The 17,498-nt window shown below is 72.0% G+C and carries 17 protein-coding genes and 1 tRNA gene; 11 read left to right on the top strand and 7 right to left on the bottom strand.

Annotated features, from left to right (window positions below; all coding sequences use genetic code 11):
* The first annotated feature begins 47 nt into the window (after positions 1-47).
* Positions 48-121 (top strand) — tRNA-Leu (locus tag KRH_RS08740).
* Between the two features lie 106 nt (positions 122-227).
* Positions 228-1,025, top strand: coding sequence for a Bax inhibitor-1/YccA family protein (locus KRH_RS08735; protein WP_012398844.1), 798 nt, complete (start codon positions 228-230; stop codon positions 1,023-1,025).
* A 236-nt stretch (positions 1,026-1,261) separates the two neighbouring features.
* On the opposite strand, the gene KRH_RS08730 is transcribed toward KRH_RS08735, so the two are convergent.
* A complete protein-coding gene (locus KRH_RS08730) occupies positions 1,262-1,864 on the bottom strand; it encodes a hypothetical protein (RefSeq protein ID WP_105590587.1) in 603 nt (200 codons plus the stop codon).
* A 74-nt stretch (positions 1,865-1,938) separates the two neighbouring features.
* Between KRH_RS08730 and KRH_RS08725 the strand changes: the two genes are divergently transcribed.
* Both KRH_RS08725 and ilvA read left to right on the top strand, forming a co-directional pair.
* Positions 1,939-3,306, top strand: coding sequence for an AI-2E family transporter (locus KRH_RS08725; RefSeq protein ID WP_012398842.1), 1,368 nt, complete (start codon positions 1,939-1,941; stop codon positions 3,304-3,306).
* 153 nt (positions 3,307-3,459) lie between these two features.
* A complete protein-coding gene (gene ilvA, locus KRH_RS08720; protein WP_012398841.1) occupies positions 3,460-4,707 on the top strand; it encodes a threonine ammonia-lyase in 1,248 nt (415 codons plus the stop codon).
* Between the two features lie 19 nt (positions 4,708-4,726).
* Here ilvA and KRH_RS08715 read toward each other — a convergent pair whose 3' ends face one another.
* The 3 genes from KRH_RS08715 to KRH_RS08705 all read right to left on the bottom strand — a co-directional run bounded on the left by KRH_RS08715 (position 4,727) and on the right by KRH_RS08705 (position 6,247).
* The gene (locus KRH_RS08715; RefSeq protein WP_041297397.1) at positions 4,727-4,939 is read right to left on the bottom strand and encodes a hypothetical protein; all 213 of its coding nucleotides are present in this window, start codon (positions 4,937-4,939) and stop codon (positions 4,727-4,729) included.
* A 171-nt stretch (positions 4,940-5,110) separates the two neighbouring features.
* Positions 5,111-5,608: a transcription elongation factor GreA gene (gene greA / locus KRH_RS08710; protein ID WP_012398839.1), complete on the bottom strand. Its 498-nt coding sequence runs from the start codon at positions 5,606-5,608 to the stop codon at positions 5,111-5,113.
* Between the two features lie 165 nt (positions 5,609-5,773).
* Positions 5,774-6,247, bottom strand: a complete 474-nt coding sequence (locus tag KRH_RS08705; protein WP_041297396.1) for a DUF4307 domain-containing protein — start codon at positions 6,245-6,247, stop codon at positions 5,774-5,776.
* Positions 6,248-6,400: 153 nt separating this feature from the next.
* Here KRH_RS08705 and mca point away from each other — a divergent pair, with 153 nt between their 5' ends.
* From mca to KRH_RS08690, 3 genes are all read left to right on the top strand, one after another.
* Positions 6,401-7,312 (top strand): mycothiol conjugate amidase Mca, encoded by a 912-nt coding sequence (gene mca, locus KRH_RS08700; protein WP_012398837.1) that lies wholly within the window; start codon positions 6,401-6,403, stop codon positions 7,310-7,312.
* Between the two features lie 8 nt (positions 7,313-7,320).
* Positions 7,321-7,704 carry a hypothetical protein gene (locus tag KRH_RS12700; protein WP_226905853.1) on the top strand — a complete coding sequence of 128 codons (384 nt, stop codon included), beginning with the start codon at positions 7,321-7,323 and terminating at the stop codon, positions 7,702-7,704.
* Positions 7,705-7,863: 159 nt separating this feature from the next.
* Entirely contained in the window at positions 7,864-10,149 is a 2,286-nt protein-coding gene (locus KRH_RS08690) for a thioredoxin domain-containing protein (protein ID WP_012398835.1), read from the top strand.
* Between the two features lie 149 nt (positions 10,150-10,298).
* Here KRH_RS08690 and trhA read toward each other — a convergent pair whose 3' ends face one another.
* Positions 10,299-11,012, bottom strand: a complete 714-nt coding sequence (trhA, locus tag KRH_RS08685; RefSeq protein WP_012398834.1) for a PAQR family membrane homeostasis protein TrhA — start codon at positions 11,010-11,012, stop codon at positions 10,299-10,301.
* A 138-nt stretch (positions 11,013-11,150) separates the two neighbouring features.
* On the opposite strand from trhA, the gene KRH_RS08680 reads away from it, so the two are divergent.
* The gene (locus tag KRH_RS08680; RefSeq protein WP_012398833.1) at positions 11,151-11,912 is read left to right on the top strand and encodes an isoprenyl transferase; all 762 of its coding nucleotides are present in this window, start codon (positions 11,151-11,153) and stop codon (positions 11,910-11,912) included.
* 182 nt (positions 11,913-12,094) lie between these two features.
* Entirely contained in the window at positions 12,095-13,615 is a 1,521-nt protein-coding gene (locus KRH_RS08675; RefSeq protein ID WP_226905855.1) for a PhoH family protein, read from the top strand.
* Positions 13,616-13,748: 133 nt separating this feature from the next.
* Here KRH_RS08675 and KRH_RS08670 read toward each other — a convergent pair whose 3' ends face one another.
* Entirely contained in the window at positions 13,749-14,513 is a 765-nt protein-coding gene (locus KRH_RS08670; RefSeq protein WP_012398831.1) for a hypothetical protein, read from the bottom strand.
* 79 nt (positions 14,514-14,592) lie between these two features.
* Between KRH_RS08670 and KRH_RS08665 the strand changes: the two genes are divergently transcribed.
* Positions 14,593-15,132, top strand: a complete 540-nt coding sequence (locus KRH_RS08665) for a prepilin peptidase (protein ID WP_012398830.1) — start codon at positions 14,593-14,595, stop codon at positions 15,130-15,132.
* 29 nt (positions 15,133-15,161) lie between these two features.
* A complete protein-coding gene (locus KRH_RS08660) occupies positions 15,162-15,629 on the top strand; it encodes an NUDIX hydrolase (protein WP_012398829.1) in 468 nt (155 codons plus the stop codon).
* A gap of 80 nt (positions 15,630-15,709) precedes the next feature.
* Here the strand turns inward: KRH_RS08660 and KRH_RS08655 are convergent, their stop codons facing one another.
* Positions 15,710-17,452: a pyruvate dehydrogenase gene (locus KRH_RS08655; protein WP_012398828.1), complete on the bottom strand. Its 1,743-nt coding sequence runs from the start codon at positions 17,450-17,452 to the stop codon at positions 15,710-15,712.
* Positions 17,453-17,498: the final 46 nt, after the last annotated feature.

Below are 17,498 nucleotides of genomic sequence, written 5' to 3'. Positions count from 1 at the left end.
GCAGCGGTGGGGTCGCGCAGCCGCGCGACCCCACCGTCGTCGTTGCGGCCCCCATAGCCCAACCGGCAGAGGCAGCGGACTTAAAATCCGCTCAGTGTGGGTTCGAATCCCACTGGGGGCACCCCTCCACCCGCCCGCGTTCGCCCTGCAGGAACTCCCTGCCGGGGTTCAGATCCCACTGCTAGCCTGTGTGCACAGCTCGAACACGCCCTCGAAAGGACGTCACATTGGCCGGCGGAAACCCCCTCCTCAACGATTTCGGCAAGAAGAACGCCACCGCGCCGGGTTCCTACCAGGATCCCCGCCACTCGCCCGAGCAGCTCGAGCGGATGTACAACGCTCCCGCCGCGGGCCCCGCGCAGACGGGCCGCATGAGCTACGACGACGTCGTGATGCGCACCGGGCTCGTGCTCGCGTGCGTGATCGCCGCGGCGGTGGCCGGCTGGATGCTCCCCGCGCTCGCGTTCCCGGGCGCACTGGTGGGCCTGGTCCTCGGGCTGGTCAACAGCTTCAAGCGTGAGCCCAGCCCCGTGCTGATCATCCTCTACGCCCTCGCGGAGGGCCTGTTCCTGGGCGGTGTCTCGGGGATCTTCGAGGCCCGCTACCCGGGCATTGTGATCCAGGCGGTCATCGGGACCCTCGCGGTCTTCGTCTCCGTGCTGGTGCTGTACAAGACCGGGGTGCTGCGCGCGACGCCGCGGGTGACCAAGTTCTTCATGGTCGCGCTCATGGCCTACGCGATCTTCGCCCTGGTGAACCTGGGCACCAGCCTGCTGGGCGGGTTCGACATGCGCTCCGAGGTGAGCGTCATGGGCATCCCGCTGGGGCTGATCGTGGGCGCGGTAGCCATCCTGCTCGCGGTGTACAGCTTTGTGCTGGACTTCGAGAACATCAGCGACGGCGTGGCCCGCGGCATCCCGCAGAAGGCGGCCTGGACCGCGGCCTTCGGACTCACCGTCACCCTCATCTGGACCTACGTGGAGATCCTGCGGCTGCTGTCCATCATCCGCTCCATGAGCGACTGACCCACCCTCCGGCCGCGGCCGGGGCTCCGGGGCCGTGTCCCCGGGCCGGCCCCGCGGTCGGTCGCGGGGACCCCTCGGACGGGTCGGTCACCGCACGTCACGGCGGCCCGGTGCACTGCGCACCGGGCCGCCGGTCCATGCACGCGACGGTCGTTCGTGGGCGGGCCGGACGGCGTCGCCTGTCGCCCTGTCGCCCTGTCGCACTGGGGCCCGTGGCCCGGCGCCGGGGGACGGGCTCAGAGGTAGCTGATGCCGAGTTCGCGCGGCGGCAGGTTGATGGCGCGCGCGGGCACGCTACTGCTCGCGGCGCGACCCACGAACAGCCAGCCCAGCACCTCCTCGTGCTCGTTCAGGGAGTAGAAATCGCGCAGCAGCGCACGGTCGTAGGGCTCGCGCCGGGACCACATGGTGGCCCAGCCCTGGGCGTAGAGCGCGGCCTCGAGCACCCCGCGGGCCGCGTGGACGTCCCCGCGCTGCTCCTTCTTCGACTCGGCCAGCTCCGGGTGGTGGCGGAAGACGATGGCCAGCGCCACCCCGCCGCGCGAGGCCCACTGCAGGCTGCCGCGGTAGGCGGCCAGCACCCTGATCTTCTTCCCCTTGAGCCGGGGGACCGGGCCCGTGAGGTTCGGCACGCTCGTGAGACCGGCCATGGCGGCCGCGAGCAGGGGCGCCGAGCGGCGGTCGGTCACGGCCACCCGCCACCCCGTGGGCCGCTCGTCGTACTTCGCCCCCGCGGCGGCGCGCAGGACGGTCTCGAGCTCCTCGCGGCGCGGGCTCTCCTGGGTCAGCAGGCTCGCGGGCCGGCGCTGGGCCAGGACCCTCAGCAGTGTGGTGGACATGGCAGCCATCTTGTCACCCTCCCGTGGCGTTCTCCGGTACCAGCGCTGCGCGCAATGGTGCGATGATAGGGGACATGTCATCCAGCGTTCCGACGTCGCGCCCGGGCTCGATCCCGCCCGGTGCCCCAGACGTCCCCTCCCGTCCCCATCCCGCCGAGGACCCCCAGGACATGGTCACTGCCCCGGTGCGGATCGCCGCGGCCTGGTCCTGGCGGGTGCTGCTCATCGTCGCCGGGGTGGGTGTGGTGTGGTGGCTCCTGGGCCACGTCACCACGGTGCTCATCCCGGTGCTGCTCGCCGCGCTGATCGCCGGTCCGCTCTCCCCGGCCGTGCGCTGGCTGCGGGCCCGGCACTTCCCGTCCGCGCTCGCGGCCATCACGGTGGAGCTCGGCCTGATCCTCGTGGTCCTGGGTCTGCTGGTGCTCTCCGGGCAGCAGATCGTCGTGGGCTTCGCGCAGCTCTCCGACAAGGCCGTGGCCGGCTTCCAGAAGCTGCTGGGCATGCTCGAGGACAGCCCCCTGAAACTCACCACGGACTCCATGAGCCAGTGGTTCTCCGAGTTGGGCAACACCCTGCAGGAGAACTCGAACGCCATCCTGTCCGGGGCCATGACGTTCGGCTCCACCGCCGGCAGCATCCTCACCGGCACCATCCTGATGCTGTTCGTGCTGCTGTTCTTCCTGTTCGACGGCGAGAACATCTGGCTGTTCCTGGTCAAGCTCTTCCCGCGCCGGGCCCGCGCCGCCGTGAACGGTGCCGGGCGCCGGGGCTGGATCTCGCTCGCGCAGTACGTGCGGATCCAGGTCTTCGTGGCGTTCGTGGACGCCCTGGGCATCGGGCTGGGCGCGTTCCTGCTGGGAGTGCCCTTGGCGCTGCCCATCGGTGTGCTCGTGTTCCTGGCCTCGTTCATTCCCATCGTGGGTGCCGTGGTCACCGGCGCCGTGGCCGTGCTGGTGGCCCTGGTGGCCGTGAGCCCCGGGATCGCCCTGGCCATGCTGGGCGTGGTGCTGCTCGTGCAGCAGATCGAGTCCAACATCCTGCAGCCGCTGATCATGGGCAAGGCCGTGTCCCTGCACCCCGTGGCCGTGCTGCTCGCCGTGGCCACCGGCAGCATGCTCTTCGGGATCGTGGGTGCACTGTTCGCGGTGCCGGTCATGGCGTTCGCCAACACCATCGTGCGCTACCTGGCCGCGCGGTCCTGGGAGCACGACGACCAGATCGCCTGGGAGCCGTTCCTCTACCCCTGGGAGATCAAGAAGACCGCGAAGAAGAAGAACCTCACGCCGGACCAGGTCATGGCCCAGCTGCAGCGCTTCCGCGGCAAGCGCCACCAGGAGCGCGAGGACGCGGAGAAGAAGCTCGAGGAGAAGCTCGAGGAGAAGCACCGGAAGGACACCCGCCACCGCGAGTCCTCCGGGCACCTCGAGGACACCCGGCACTAGCACCCGGCCCCTCGCGTAATAGCATGGAACGCGGCGTCTCCCACCCGGGGCGCCGCGTTCTCCGTGTTCCCGCAGCACGTCCGGCAGTGATCCCACCGGGCCGTGCCCCCGCAGGGCGAGCCGCCTCGATCGGCGCCGACGAAAGAAGTTCTTGTGGCCCACACTGCACTGTCCGTCTCCGTGGACGACGTCCGCGACGCCGCCCAGCTCCTCGACGGGGTCATCGAGCGGACTCCTCTTGCCCACTCCCGGGCGCTGTCCCGCATGCTGGGCTCCGAGGTCTACCTCAAGTGCGAGAACCTGCAGCGCGCCGGGTCCTTCAAGGCCCGCGGCGCCTACGTGCGCATGTCCCAGCTCTCGGAGGACGAGAAGCGCCGGGGCGTGGTGGCGGCGTCGGCGGGCAACCACGCGCAGGGCGTGGCGCTCGCGGCCGCGAAGCTGGGGATCACGGCGCGGATATACATGCCGCGGGGCGCGGCCCTGCCCAAGATCGCGGCCACCCAGGACCACGGTGCGGAAGTGGTGCTGCACGGCTCCTCCGTGGACGAGGCCCTGGCCGAGGCTCAGCGTTTCGCGGACGAGACCGGGGCGGTCTTCGTGCACCCGTTCGACCACCGGGACATCATCGCGGGTCAGGGCACCATCGGCCTGGAGATCATCGACCAGCTGCCCACCGTGGACACGGTGATCGCGGGCGTGGGCGGAGGCGGCCTGCTGGCGGGGGTCTCCGTGGCGCTCAAGGCCAAGGCCCGGGAGCAGGGCAGGGACATCCGCGTGATCGGCGTGCAGGCGGAGAACGCCGCAGCCTACCCGCCGTCCCTGGCCGGGGACGCGATCGTGACGCTCTCCAAGGTGTCCACGATCGCGGACGGCATCGCCGTGGGGCGCCCCGGGCAGCTCCCGTTCAGCATCATCCGCGAGCTCGCGGACGACGTCGTCACGGTCTCGGAGGACTCCCTCGCCCAGGCGCTGATCTTCATGCTCGAGCGCAACAAGATGGTGGTGGAACCCGCCGGCGCCGTGGGGGTGGCCGCGATCCTCGAGGGCGAGCTGCGCGAGAGCCACCCGGACCTGGGCACCACCGTGGTGCTGCTCTCCGGCGGGAACATCGACCCCATGCTCATGCTCAAGGTCATCCAGCGGGGACTCTCCGCGGCGGGGCGCTACATGACCATCAAGATGATGCTCACGGACCGGCCCGGTGAGCTGGCGCAGATCTCGCAGCTCATCGCCGCCATGGACGCGAACGTGACCGGGGTGAACCACACGCGGATCGGCGGCTCCCTGTCCATGGGGGACGTCTCCATCACCATCGACATGGAGACCAAGGGCCACTCGCACTGCGACCAGGTGCTCGCGGCCCTGGAGTCGCACGGCTACCACCCCGTGGTGGTGCACTGAGCCCGGCGCGGACGGGAGCTCAGCGGCGTCGTGCGCGCGCGGTGACGTAGGTGATCAGCGCCATCGCGAAGGTGGCGACGATCAGGAGGTTGCGCGGCCCGCCGGTGGCGTTGAGCGCGGGGTTGCCCAGGCCCAGCACGTGCACCACGATCGCCGCCACCGCGAGCAGCGCGGTGACCACGGTCAGCGGCACGGTCCAGGGGGCGGGGCTGCGGTTCCAGTGCGTGACCACGGGCGGGCTCCTCACGGTGCGGGGGACGGGGCGTGACGACGTGCCTCCAGCGTATGCCCTGCTCCTCGACGCGAGGTGTGAACGCCCGGCGGCCGCGGGGCGCCGCGCAGGCTCGGGAACGCCGGAGGCCACCCCGCCGCAGCGGGGTGGCCTCCGTGGTGAACCGTGGGATCAGCGGCTGAAGGGCTTGGCCTTGAGGATCTTCACGGTGATGTCCTTGCCGTTGGGCGCCTGGTAGCTCACGGTCTCGCCCACCTTGTGGCCGTTGATCGCGGCACCCATGGGGGAGCGCTCGGAGAAGACCTCCAGGTCCTCCCCGCCGGTGAGGTCCTCGGCGACCTCGCGGGAGCCCATGAGGAACGTCATCTCGTCCCCGGCGATCTCCGCGGTGACCACCATGCCGGCCTCGATCACGCCGTCGTCCGCGGGGGCCTCGCCCACCTGGGCGTTCTCCAGCAGCTGGGTGAGCTGCACGATGCGGCCCTCGTTCTTGCCCTGCTCCTCACGCGCGGCGTGGTAGCCGCCGTTCTCCTTGAGGTCACCCTCGGAGCGGGCCTGTTCGATCCGGTCCACGATCTCCTGGCGGTAGGGCCCGGCAATGTAGTCGAGCTCCTTCTTCAGCCGGTCGTACGCTTCCTGGGTGAGCCAGGCTCCCTCTTGTGCAGGCACGGTGCCTCCGTTCTCTGGTGTCCACCGCCCTGGTGGACACGTGTGAAAAACCCCGCCCCGGTGCGGGCCAGGTGGCCCAGCGGTTCCGGGTCGGGGATGTGATCTCGGCAGAAGTCTAGAGGACCGGCGGCGTGCAACCCAAAGTGACGTGCGACACCGGCGGGCTCACCCGGTGGTGTTCCAGCACGAGTCCACCCCGGCCGTGGTGGCCGTGTTGGTGGTCCGTACGGGCACCCGGTGGGTGCTGGTGCGCCCGTTGAGCTGGTCCTCGGGCACGTGGCCGATGGTCACCTCGTTCCAGCCGACCACCGCGTACTGCTCGTTGAGGGCCTGCACCGCGCACGTGACGCTCTGCTCCGGGTCCTTGGTGAGGTCGAAGTCCGCGTACCCGTGAGCGGCGTCGGTGATCTGGAAGCCGACGTCCTTGAACACGGGCCGCTGGGACTGGCCCCACACGATCCACACCACGAACAGCGCGCTCACGAGCGTGGCGGCCGCGGCGATGAGGATCCAGCCGCGCCCGGACGGGCCGCGGCGCGGGGTGCGGGCGACGGTGCGGTGCCCGGAGCCGTAGCGGCGGGTGAGCCGTTCGGTGGGGGTGGGCCCGCCGTCGGCCGGCTGGGACGTCGCAGAACTCATGCCCACGAGTCTAGCGAGCGCCCAGGGGTGCCCTCTGTGGGTTCCCGCCCGAGTGCGTCCCCGCGTGAACCGGTGCGGGATCCGGGCCCGGCCGGCGGCGTAGGATATCCGGGGTTGTCATTTTCGCTTCGACGTCTTGGAGGCATCCGTTCGGTGACGGACTATTCGCAGCTTCGTTTGTTGGCCATCCACGCCCACCCGGACGACGAGTCCAGCAAGGGTGCGGCGACCATGGCCCACTACGCGCGCCTCGGTGCCCGGGTCATGGTGGCCACGTGCACCGGTGGTGAGCGCGGGTCCATCCTCAACGCCGAGATGGAGGGCGACGTCGCGGCCGAGCGGGACCTCACCGGCCTGCGCCGCCACGAGATGGCGGCGGCCGCCGCGGCCCTCGGCGTGGAGCACCGCTGGATCGGCTTCATGGACTCGGGCCTGCCCGAGGGGGACCCGCTGCCGCCCCTGCCGTGGGGCTGCTTCGCCCTGCAGCCGCTCGAGCGTGCCTCGGCGCCCGTGGTGCAGCTGGTGCGGGAGTTCCGCCCGCACGTGATCCTGAGCTACGACGAGAACGGCGGCTACCCGCACCCGGACCACATCCAGACGCACAACGTGGCCATGGAGGCCTACCGCCGCGCCGGTGATCCCGAGGCCTACCCCGGCACGGGTGAGCCGTGGACCCCGTCCAAGCTCTACTACGACCGCGCGTTCAACCCGGAGCGCTTCCTGGCCCTGCACGAGGCCCTGCTGGAGCGCGGGCTGGACTCCCCCTACGCGGAGCGCATCGCGGCGTTCCAGGAGTCGGACCCGGAGGGCCACCGCCCGCCCGTCGCCCGCCACGAGACCACCACCAGGGTTCGCTGCGAGGAGGAGTTCCCCGCCCGGGACCGCGCGCTGAGCGCCCACCGCACGCAGGTGGACCCCAAGGGCCTGTTCTTCTGGGTCTCCACGGACACCCAGGCCGAGGTATGGCCGTGGGAGGACTACACCCTCGCGGAGTCCCGTGTGGCCAGCGAGCTGCCGGAGACGGACCTCTTCGCAGGAATCGACCCCACGACCCCCCGGAAGTGAGTGCCGCCGTGCCCACGCTGCTGACCGTCCTGACCGCCGCCACGCCCGCTCCTAGCCCGGAGAACACGCTGCGTCCCGGGCTGGACCCCAGCCAGGTCTCGCCGGGTCTCGTGGGCTTCCTCATGACGTTCGTGCTCACGGCGGCCGTGGTGCTGCTGGTGATCGACTTCAACCGCCGCAACCGTCGGCTGCGCTACCGCGCGCAGTACGCGGAGCAGCGCGCTGCGGAGGAGCAGGCGGTCCAGGTCACCGCGGGTGCGTCCGGGCACGACGCCGCCCGCTCCGGTTCCGCACCCCGGCCCGCCGACCGCGCTGCTCACCCTCACGATCACCCCGGAGCCAGCGGGGAGAACGAGCTCCGAGACGCCCCCGGGGACCGTCACCGGCCCTGAGGAGGGCCAGGCCACCCGCGGTGGGCGGCCGCGTCCGTTGGGACCGGTGTCCGTCCTGCGAGCCCGCGATAGCCCTCCCCGCCTGTCGGGAACCCCCTCTCGCGCTGCTCCGTGCAGCGGCCGGTACCACCGTCCGGCGGTCTGTGAGACGGTGGGGCCATGTCGAACCGCCTGGCCCGCGCCACCAGCCCGTACCTGCTCCAGCACGCCGAGAACCCCGTGGACTGGTGGGAGTTCACCCCGGAGGCGTTCGCGGAGGCGCGTGAGCGGGACGTGCCCGTGCTGCTGTCCGTGGGGTACGCGGCCTGCCACTGGTGCCACGTGATGGCCCACGAGTCCTTCGAGGACCCCGAGACCGGCCGGGAGATCAACGAGCACTTCGTGGCCGTGAAGGTGGACCGTGAGCAGCGCCCGGACGTGGACTCGATCTACATGGCGGCCACCCAGCTGCTCACGGGGCAGGGCGGGTGGCCCATGACCGTGTTCCTCACCCCACAGGGCAGGGCCTTCCACGCCGGGACCTACTACCCGCCGCGCCCGATGCAGGGTCGGCCGTCCTTCCGGCAGCTGCTCGCCGCGGTGCACGAGGCGTGGACGGCCCGGCGGGACGAGGTGCTGCGCAGCGCAGACCAGCTGGCGGACGCCCTGGCCCGGCACCCCCGGCTCGTGGACCGGATGCTTGCGGACGCCGGCCCCTCGGTGGTGACCGAACCGGGCGAGGACGCCCCCGACGCCGCGCAGCGGCTGGTGGGTGCGTGGCTTGACGGGCTGGAGCTCGCGCGCGACGCCGCCCACGAGGGTTTCGGCTTGGGCGCCAAGTTCCCGCCGTCCCCGGCCCTCGAGGCCCTGACACGGATCGCTCGCCCCGGCACCGCCGCGGATCGGCAGCACCGCGCGGCCGCCCCCGCCGCCGCGGGCGGCGCGACCCCGGACACCACCGGCTCAGCCGCCACCGACTCAGGCGGCATGGCCCCAGTCACCACCGACCCAGCCACCACTGACTCGGGCGGCACGGCCCCAGCCACCACCGACTCCGACATCCCCGACGCAGCCGCCACCGCCGCGGAGGCCACCGGCCCGGCCCCTGCGGAGCGGGAGACCGCTCGGGAACTGCTGTGCGCCACCCTGGACGCCATGGTGCGCGGGGCGCTGCAGGACCACGTGGGCGGGGGCTTCTTCCGCTACTCCGTGACCCCGGACTGGTCCCTGCCGCACTACGAGAAGATGCTCTACGACAACGCCCAGCTGCTGCGGGTGCTGGCGCGCACGGTGGAGCTGCTGGAGCGCGCGGGCACGGACACCGCCCGGGCGGCCCGATACCGGCACGCGGCCACGGCCCTCGTGGCATGGCTGCAGCGGGAGATGACCACCCCGGAGGGGGCCTTCGCGGCCTCGCTGGACGCGGACAGCGATCCCTCCCCGCACGACCCCGGGGCCGAACGCGAGGGCGCCTACTACACGTTCTCCCGCGGGTCGGCGGGCACCGGGGGAGAGGATCGGAGCGCGGGTCCGGGGCCCGTCACTGCGGCGTGGGGCGAGGCCGGCGCCGTCACGGGCATCCTGGACGAGAGTCTGCGCCGCACCCTCTGGGACCGTCGGCTGGAGCGCACCGCGCCGCACCGCGACGACAAGGTGGTCACGGCGTGGAACGGCATGGCACTGACCGCGCTCGCGGAGGCCGCGGTGCTGCTCGAGCACCCGCAGTGGCTCGAGAGCGCCGAGACGGCCGCCGAGTTCCTGTGGCAGCGGCACCGGGATCCCGAGGACGGGACCCTTGCGCGGACCTCGCGCGGCGGCGTCGTGGACCCCCACGAGGGGCGGCTGGAGGACTACGCGTTCCTGGGCGCCGGGCTGCTCGCGCTGGGCCGGGCCACGGGGCGCGGCGTGTGGTACGAGCGCAGCGTGGCGCTCGCGGACACGGCCGTGGCCCGGTTCGTGCGCGACGGAACCGTGCACGACGACGCCGCCCTCGACCCCACGCTCGAGGCCGCCGGGGCCACGGGGCGCGCCGAGCCGTTCGACGACGTCGCCGCGTCCGGCGCCTCGGTGCTCGCGCGCTGGATCGCGGAGCTGTCCCGGCCGGAGACGGGAGGGCGCCCGAGCCGGGAGATCACGGAGCTGGTGACCTCGTGGGCCACGGGGGTGGTGCTCAAGGCGCCCACCGCCGCGGGCGGGATGGTCTCTGCGGTGCTGAGCTGCACGCGGGCCCCCGAGCTGCTGGAGGTCGTGGACGCCTCACCCGGGCAGTGGCGCGAGGTGCTGGACGTCCTGGGCGCGGAGCGTGTGCTGGACACGCTCGTGCTGGACGGTGCCGTGGCGCCCTACGGGGTTCCGGCCACCGGCACCGCGGGGTTCACGGTGTGGCGGTGCCGGGACGGGCGGTGCGAGCTCCCCGTGCACTCGGTGGCCGAGCTGGCGGCCCGGTCGGGAGCCCGCCGCGGGTGAGGCCCGGTCCCGGACGGCCCGGCAACGGCGGACAGCGGCTCACGCCCCGACGGGGAACGGCTCCCCACGAGCGATGACCGGCGCGGGCGGTGCGACGCTCCGAGCGGCGTCCGGACCGGTCGTGCGGGGGTCGCGCGGCCGGGGCCCGCTCACGAGGCGAACATGGCCAGCATGATCGAGATGTAGTGGCACACGAAGCCCACGATCGTGCACGCGTGGAAGACCTCGTGGAAGCTGAAGGTCGCGGGCAGCAGCCGGGGCCACTTGGTGGCGTAGAACACCGCGCCCGCGATGTAGGCGGCGCCGCCGCAGATCAGCAGGACCGTGGCCGGCACGTTGACCGCGAAGAACGCGGGCAGGTACAGCAGGGCCAGGCACCCCATGACCACGTAGAGCGGGGTGTAGAGCCAGCGCGGGGCCCCGAGCCAGAACACCCGGAAGACCACCAGCAGTGCCCCGAGGGACCAGATCACCGCGAGCAGCACCGTGGCCCGGCCGCTGGGCAGGAACGCCACCGCCAGGGGCGTGTACGTCCCCGCGATGATCAGCGCGATGTTCGAGTGGTCCATCCGGCGCAGCACCGCGTTCATGCGGGTACCCCAGTAGAAGCGGTGGTAGACCGCGGAGGTGCCGAAGAGCATCACCGCGGTGATCGTGTAGACCACGCACGCGAGCCGCAGCTGCACGGTGGGTGCGAGCACGATGGCCACCACCCCCATGGCGATGGCGAACGGGCTGAAACCGGCGTGGATCCAGCCCCGCCACGCGGGCTTCTTCTCCACGGTGAGCGGACCGCTGCGGGTGTGGCGCACCACCGTGGGTGGCGTGGCCGTCCTGGACGTGGTCGCGCGATCGTCTCGCATGATCGGTTCCCCTGCCTTCCGTGACTGCCCCGGCCGGGGCCGGGGCGATGAGGCGCTGCTGGATTGCGCTTGACCTACGGGTAGTTTAGACGGTGTGAATCCGCGTTGGCCGAGTCGATCCAGGGGGTTTGGGCACCTGTGAAGCTCCCCCGTCTGCTGTACTCCTTCTACGAGCACCGCCTGGCTCGCACCCTGGACCCGCACGAGCTGCCGCACCACGTGGGCGTGCTCGTGGACGGCAACCGCCGGTGGGCCAAGCAGTTCGGCGCCACCACCGAGGAGGGCCACCGCGCCGGGGCCCGGAAGATCGTGGAGTTCCTGCGCTGGTGCCACGAGCTCGACATCCAGGTGGTCACCCTCTACGTGCTCTCCACCGAGAACCTCAACCGCCCGGCGGAGGAGCTCACGGCGCTGCTGGAGATCATCACGGACCTCATGCGCCAGCTCCAGGACGAGGGGCTGTGCCGCATCCAGGCCGTGGGTGCACTGGCCACGCTGCCCGAGGCCCTGCAGGAGCAGGTCGCGTGCAGCGTGCGCCGCACGGTCTCCAACCCCGGCCCGCACCTGAACATCGCCGTGGGTTACGGAGGGCGCCAGGAGATCGTGGACGCCGCCCGGGAGGTGCTCGCGGACGCAGACGCCCGCGGGGAGTCCCTCGCGCAGGTGGCCCGCTCGCTGAGCGTCGAGGACATCTCCGAGCACCTCTACACCCGCGGCCAGCCGGATCCGGACCTGCTGATCCGCACCTCCGGTGAGCAGCGGCTCTCCGGGTTCCTCATGTGGCAGTCCGCGTACAGCGAGTTCTACTTCTGCGAGGCCCTGTGGCCGGACTTCCGCCGCGTGGACTTCCTGCGGGCGCTGCGCGACTACGCCCGCCGGCACCGGCGCTTCGGGGGCTGAGGGCGGAGATCACACGGGGAGGCCCTCCGTTCACCCGGGTGCCCGGGGGAGGGCCGCGCGGTGGCGGATCCACGGGTGATGTTCACGCGGCGTTCACCGCGGGGGAGCCTGCACCTCGAACGGTGCTCCTAGCGTGGGCGGCGTCCGGCGACTGCCGGCGCGACCCGTGTGAAGAGGCCCCCATGAGCACCGAGACCCCCGTGGCACTCGTCCGCTGCACCACCGAGGCACCGGGCACGAGCCCCACCGACGCGGAGCCCGCGTCCTCCGCACCGGCGCACCCCGCCACGGAGCCCGGGCAGCCGGGGGAGGCAGCCGCGGGTGCGCCGGGAGCAGAGCGGACGGGGACGGGCGAGCGCACCGGCGGTGCAGCGTCGTCGTCGGGTCACGGTGCCGCGACGGGCGCCGGGACGAGCGTGCGCAGCTACGTGGTCGACACCTCCGTGCTGCTCTCGGACCCCCGCGCGCTGCTGCGCTTCGCCGAGCACACGGTGGTGGTGCCCCTGGTGGTGGTCACCGAGCTGGAGGCCAAGCGCCACGACCCAGACCTCGGGTACTTCGCCCGCGCGGCCCTGCGACTGCTGGACGAGCTGCGGGTGACCCACGGCGGGCTGGACCGCCCCCTCCAGCTGCCGGGCGGCGGGAGCCTCACGGTGGAGCTGAACCACGTGGCAGACACCGTGCTGCCCCAGAGCTTCCGGCTCAAGGACAACGACTCACGCATCCTCTCCGTGGCCGCGAACCTCGCGCAGGAGGGCCACGACGTGTGCGTGGTCTCCAAGGACCTCCCGATGCGCGTCAAGGCCTCGGCCCTGGGACTCGCCGCGGACGAGTACCGCGCCGAGTGGCTGGGCGGTGACGACGAGTACACGGGCGTGGCCCAGCTGGACGTGCCCGACGGCGTCGTCTCCGAGCTCTACCTGGACGGGCGCGCCGAGGTGCCCGGGGCCCGGGAGCTGCCCGTGAACACGGGGCTCGTGGTGCGCTCCACGGCCGGCAGCGCGCTCGCGCGCGTGCAGCGGGACGGTGCGGCACGCCTCGTGGCCGCGGACAAGGACGTGTTCGGGGTGCAGGGCCGCTCGGCCGAGCAGCGCCTGGCGATCGACCTGCTGCTGGACCCCTCCGTGGGCATCGTGTCCCTGGGTGGACGCGCGGGAACGGGCAAGTCCGCGCTCGCGCTGTGCGCCGGGCTCGACGCCGTTCTGGAACGCCGTGAGCACCGCCGGATCATGGTGTTCCGCCCCCTCTACGCGGTGGGCGGCCAGGACCTCGGCTACCTGCCCGGCACCGAGGAGGAGAAGATGAACCCGTGGGGCCAGGCGGTCTTCGACACCCTCTCCGCCGTGGTCTCACCTGCGGTCGTGGACGACGTCGTGGCGCGCGGGATGCTCGAGGTGCTGCCCCTGACGCACATCCGCGGACGCTCGCTGCACGACGCGTGGGTGATCGTGGACGAGGCCCAGTCCCTCGAGCGCAACGTGCTGCTCACGGCGCTGTCCCGGATCGGGCAGAACTCCAAGGTGGTGCTCACCCACGACGTCGCCCAGCGGGACAACCTGCGGGTGGGCCGCCACGACGGCATCATGGCGGTGGTCGAGGCGCTCAAGGGCCAGCCGCTGTTCGGCCACGTGACCCTCACCCGCTCGGAGCGCTCGCCCATCGCCGCGCTCGTCACGGACGTCCTGGAGCGCCACGCCGTGTGAGGCCGCCCGCGCACGCGCGGTCACGGCGGCGTCGGGCGGGGGACGACGCCGCCCGGTCCGGTGTGACGGGGCGGCGCACCCACGGCGTCCCCGCGGCGGCGGGATCGCACGTGGGACCGGAGGTGCCGTGCCGCTAAGAGGCGGCCACGGGCCAGGGGACGTGGCGCGAGACGTCCGTGAGGTCGAAGTCCTCGCGGGTGAAGAGGTCGTCCAGCATGTACTCGTCCACTCCCTCGACCACGAGCCGGTGGCCCTGCCCGGCGAGCGGTCCGCCGAGCACGCGGGAGGACACGCACACCCCGGTGGCGGTGTCCACGGCCAGACGCGTGGGGCCCGGTGCCAGCGGGTGCCCGGGTGTGACGGGTCGGTAGCGGGCGGCGGGATGCACAGTGGCGCACCACACGGGCCGTCCCGCGAACGTGTCCACCGCGACGTCCCGCAGCACCGCCGGGCGCTGCTCGGGCAGGTACGGGGGAGCGGGGGCGGACCCCGCGCACTCCACGGGGTCCAGGATCGCCTGCCAGCGGCCCCCGGCGAAGACCGGATCGCCGTAGGCGGCCTCCGGGCGGCGGGTCACGAGGGCGCGGTCGTCGTAGACGGGAGCCACCAGGGCCGGCGGCAGCAGCCACGAGCGGGGCGTGTCCGCCACGTAGAAGTCGTCCCGGGAGCGCTCCAAAGACGTGGTGGTGTACAGGGGCTCGCCGTCGAGGGTCTCGACCCGCAGGTCCGAGGGGCGGCGCAGCCACGCGCGCACCGGCTCGGCAGGCTCCGCAGCCCCCGTGCCCGTCCAGTGCAGCGTGAAGCGCAGGGTGTCCCAGCGCCACGGGGAGGAGCGGCACAGGGCCGCGAAGTCCTCGGCGGTGACGTGGGCGGGGCCGTTCTGCCAAGCGGCGGTCATGGCCCCAGTCTAGGGAGCGCCCCTCCACAGGCCCCGCAACACAGGGCGCTCCCGGGCGGGCGGTGCCTACGATGAGCACATGATGCAGCCCAACGCGGCGGGCATCGGGGGGTTCGTGGGGGATCACCTGCAGCAGGCGGCATTCAGCGCGCAGCTCGCGGCGGTGATGTGCGCGCTGGCCGTTCTGGTGCTCGCGTGCTCCGGAGTGTGGCTCGCCGCCACCGACATCCGGGAGCACCGCCTGCCCGGAACCGTGGTCCGCCCGCTCTACCCGGTGACCGCGCTGCTGCTCGGTGCTGCCGCGCTGCTCGCCCACGACTCCGACCGGCTGTGGTGGATGCTGTGGGGGCTGGTGATCATGGGCGGGCTGTTCCTCGTGCTGCGGCTGCTGCACCCGGCGGGCATGGGACTCGGGGACGTGCGCCTCGCCGGTGTGCTCGGGATTCTCACAGGGTTCTCCTCCGTGACGCACACGGTGCTGGCCCTGGCCGCCACGTTCGTGCTGGCCGGCCTGTTCTGCGCGGTGCTGCTGCTGGCTCGCGCCGCGGACGCAAGGAGCCGGATCCCCCTGGGGCCCTTCATGATCGTGGGAAGCTTGGGTGTCGTGGCATTCGCCTGACCACCCGCCCCGCCCCAGGAGACCGCACCATGGCAACACCGCAGTTCATCCAGAGCCTTCGCACCAGGATCGGCCACGAGCTGCTGTGGCTGCCGGGCTGTACCGCCGTGGTGCTGCACGAGGGCCGCGTGCTGCTCGGGCGGCGTGCGGACAACGGCAGCTGGGGGCTCGTCACGGGCATCGTGGAACCGGGGGAGGACCCCGGTGTGGCCGCCCGCCGGGAGTGCCTCGAGGAGACCAGTGTGGAGATCACCGTGGACGCCCTGGTGCGGGTCAAGGCCGGAGACGTGGTGCAGTTCCCCAACGGGGACCGCTGCCAGTTCCTGGACCACACCTTCCTGTGCAGCTACGTGGGCGGGGAGGCACGGGTCGCGGACGATGAGTCCCTCGAGGTGGGCTGGTACCCGGTGGACGCGCTGCCCGAGATGCCCGAGCACCAGGCGCAGCGGCTGCGGGCCGCGCTGGATTTCACGGGGCGCACCGGCTTCGAGAGCTGAGCCCGCGCCCGGACACGCGACGACGCCGCGGGGGCGGCCCCGCGGCGTCGTCAGTGCATGGTCCGGACCGGGCCCGGCGATCAGCCGCGCGGGATGTTGCGCAGGTTGGAGCGGGCCATGGAGACGGCCTCGCCGGCGCCGCGGTTGAGCACGATGCGGGACATCGCGGTGGCGAAGCCGAAGACCTGGTCCTTCTTGATCTCCGGGGGGATGGACAGGGCGTTGGGGTCGGTGATGACCTCCACCACGGACGGGCCCTGGTGGGCGAGCGCGGTGGTGAACGCGGACTCGAGGTCCTTGGGCTTCTCCACCCGGATGCCCTGCATGCCCATGGCGGTGGCGATCTGCGCGTAGTTCGCCTGGGGCACGTCCACACCGAAATCCGGTAGCCCGTCCACGAGCATCTCCAGCTTGACCATGCCCAGCGTGGAGTTGTTGAACACCACCACGGTCACGGGCAGGTTGTAGGTCGCCAGCGTCAACAGCTCGCCCATCAGCATGGAGAGCCCGCCGTCGCCCGACATCGAGATGACCTGGCGGCCCGGTTCGGCCAGCTGCGCGCCGATCGCCTGCGGCAGGGCGTTGGCCATGGACCCGTGCAGGTAGGAGCCCAGGATGCGACGAGTGCCGAGCGGGTTGATGTAGCGGGCGCTCCACACGTTGCACATGCCGGTGTCCGCGGTGAACACGGCGTCCTCGGCGGCCACCTGGTCCAGGATGGACGCGGCGTACTCGGGGTGGATGGGCGTGATCTTCTCGACCTTGCGGGTGTACGCACCCACGGCCTTGTTCATGAGCTTGTCGTGCTTGGCCAGGGTCTTGTCGAGGAACGAGCGGTTGGACTTGACCGTGAGCTCGGGCAGCAGCTTGAGGATCGTGGACTTCACGTCACCGTGCACGGGGATGTCCACGCCGGTCCGGCGCCCGATCACGGTGGGATCGGTGTCCACCTGGATGGTGGTGACGTCCGGGAGGAACTGGTCGTACGGGAAGTCCGTGCCGAGCATGACCATCACGTCCGCGTCGTGCAGCCCCTCCGCCGCGGCGCCGTAGCCCAGCAGCCCGGTCATGCCCACGTCGAACGGGTTGTCGTACTGGATCTGGTCCTTGCCGCGCAGCGAGTGGCCCACGGGGGCCTTGAGGGTGTCCGCGAGGGCGATCACCTCGTCGTGGGCTCCTGCTACGCCGATGCCCGCGAAGATCGCGACCTTCTTGGCCGAGTTCAGAGCCTGCGCCATGCGCTCGACCGTCTCGTCGGAGGGGACGACGGCGCTCGGTGCCGGCACGGCGAACGGCCGGGCTTCCACGGCGGCGTCCGAGTCCGCGAGATCGCCCGGCAGCGTGACCACGGAGACGCCCGGGCTGGTCACGGCGAACTGGATCGCGGAGCTCACCACGGCGGGGCACTGCTGTGGGGTGCTCACCAGCTCCGAGTACACGGAGCACTCGGTGAAGATTCGGTCCGGGTGGGTCTCCTGGAAGTACTCGGAGCCGATGTACTGCGAGGGGATGTGGGAGGCGATCGCCAGCACGGGCGCACCGGAGCGGTTGGCGTCGTAGAGCCCGTTGATCAGGTGCAGGTTGCCCGGCCCGCACGAGCCCGCGCACACGGCGAGCTTGCCGGTCAGCTGAGCCTCGGCGCTCGCTGCGAACGCACCGGCCTCCTCGTGGCGCACGTGCACCCAGTCGATCCCACCCTTGGCGGAGCCGCCGGTGCGGCGCACGGCGTCCACGATGGGGTTCAGGCTGTCGCCCACCACGCCGTAGATGCGCTCCACACCTGCTTCCACGAGCTGCTGGACGATCTGCTCTGCAAGTTTCACACTGTCTCCTCGGGGGAACGGCCCGCCGCGGGAGCACCCGGGCGGG

This window comes from Kocuria rhizophila DC2201 (assembly GCF_000010285.1).
Taxonomy (GTDB): Bacteria; Actinomycetota; Actinomycetes; order Actinomycetales; family Micrococcaceae; genus Kocuria; species Kocuria rhizophila_A.
Note: the sequence above shows the minus strand (reverse complement) of the source record. Positions and strands in the feature narration are given on the sequence as shown.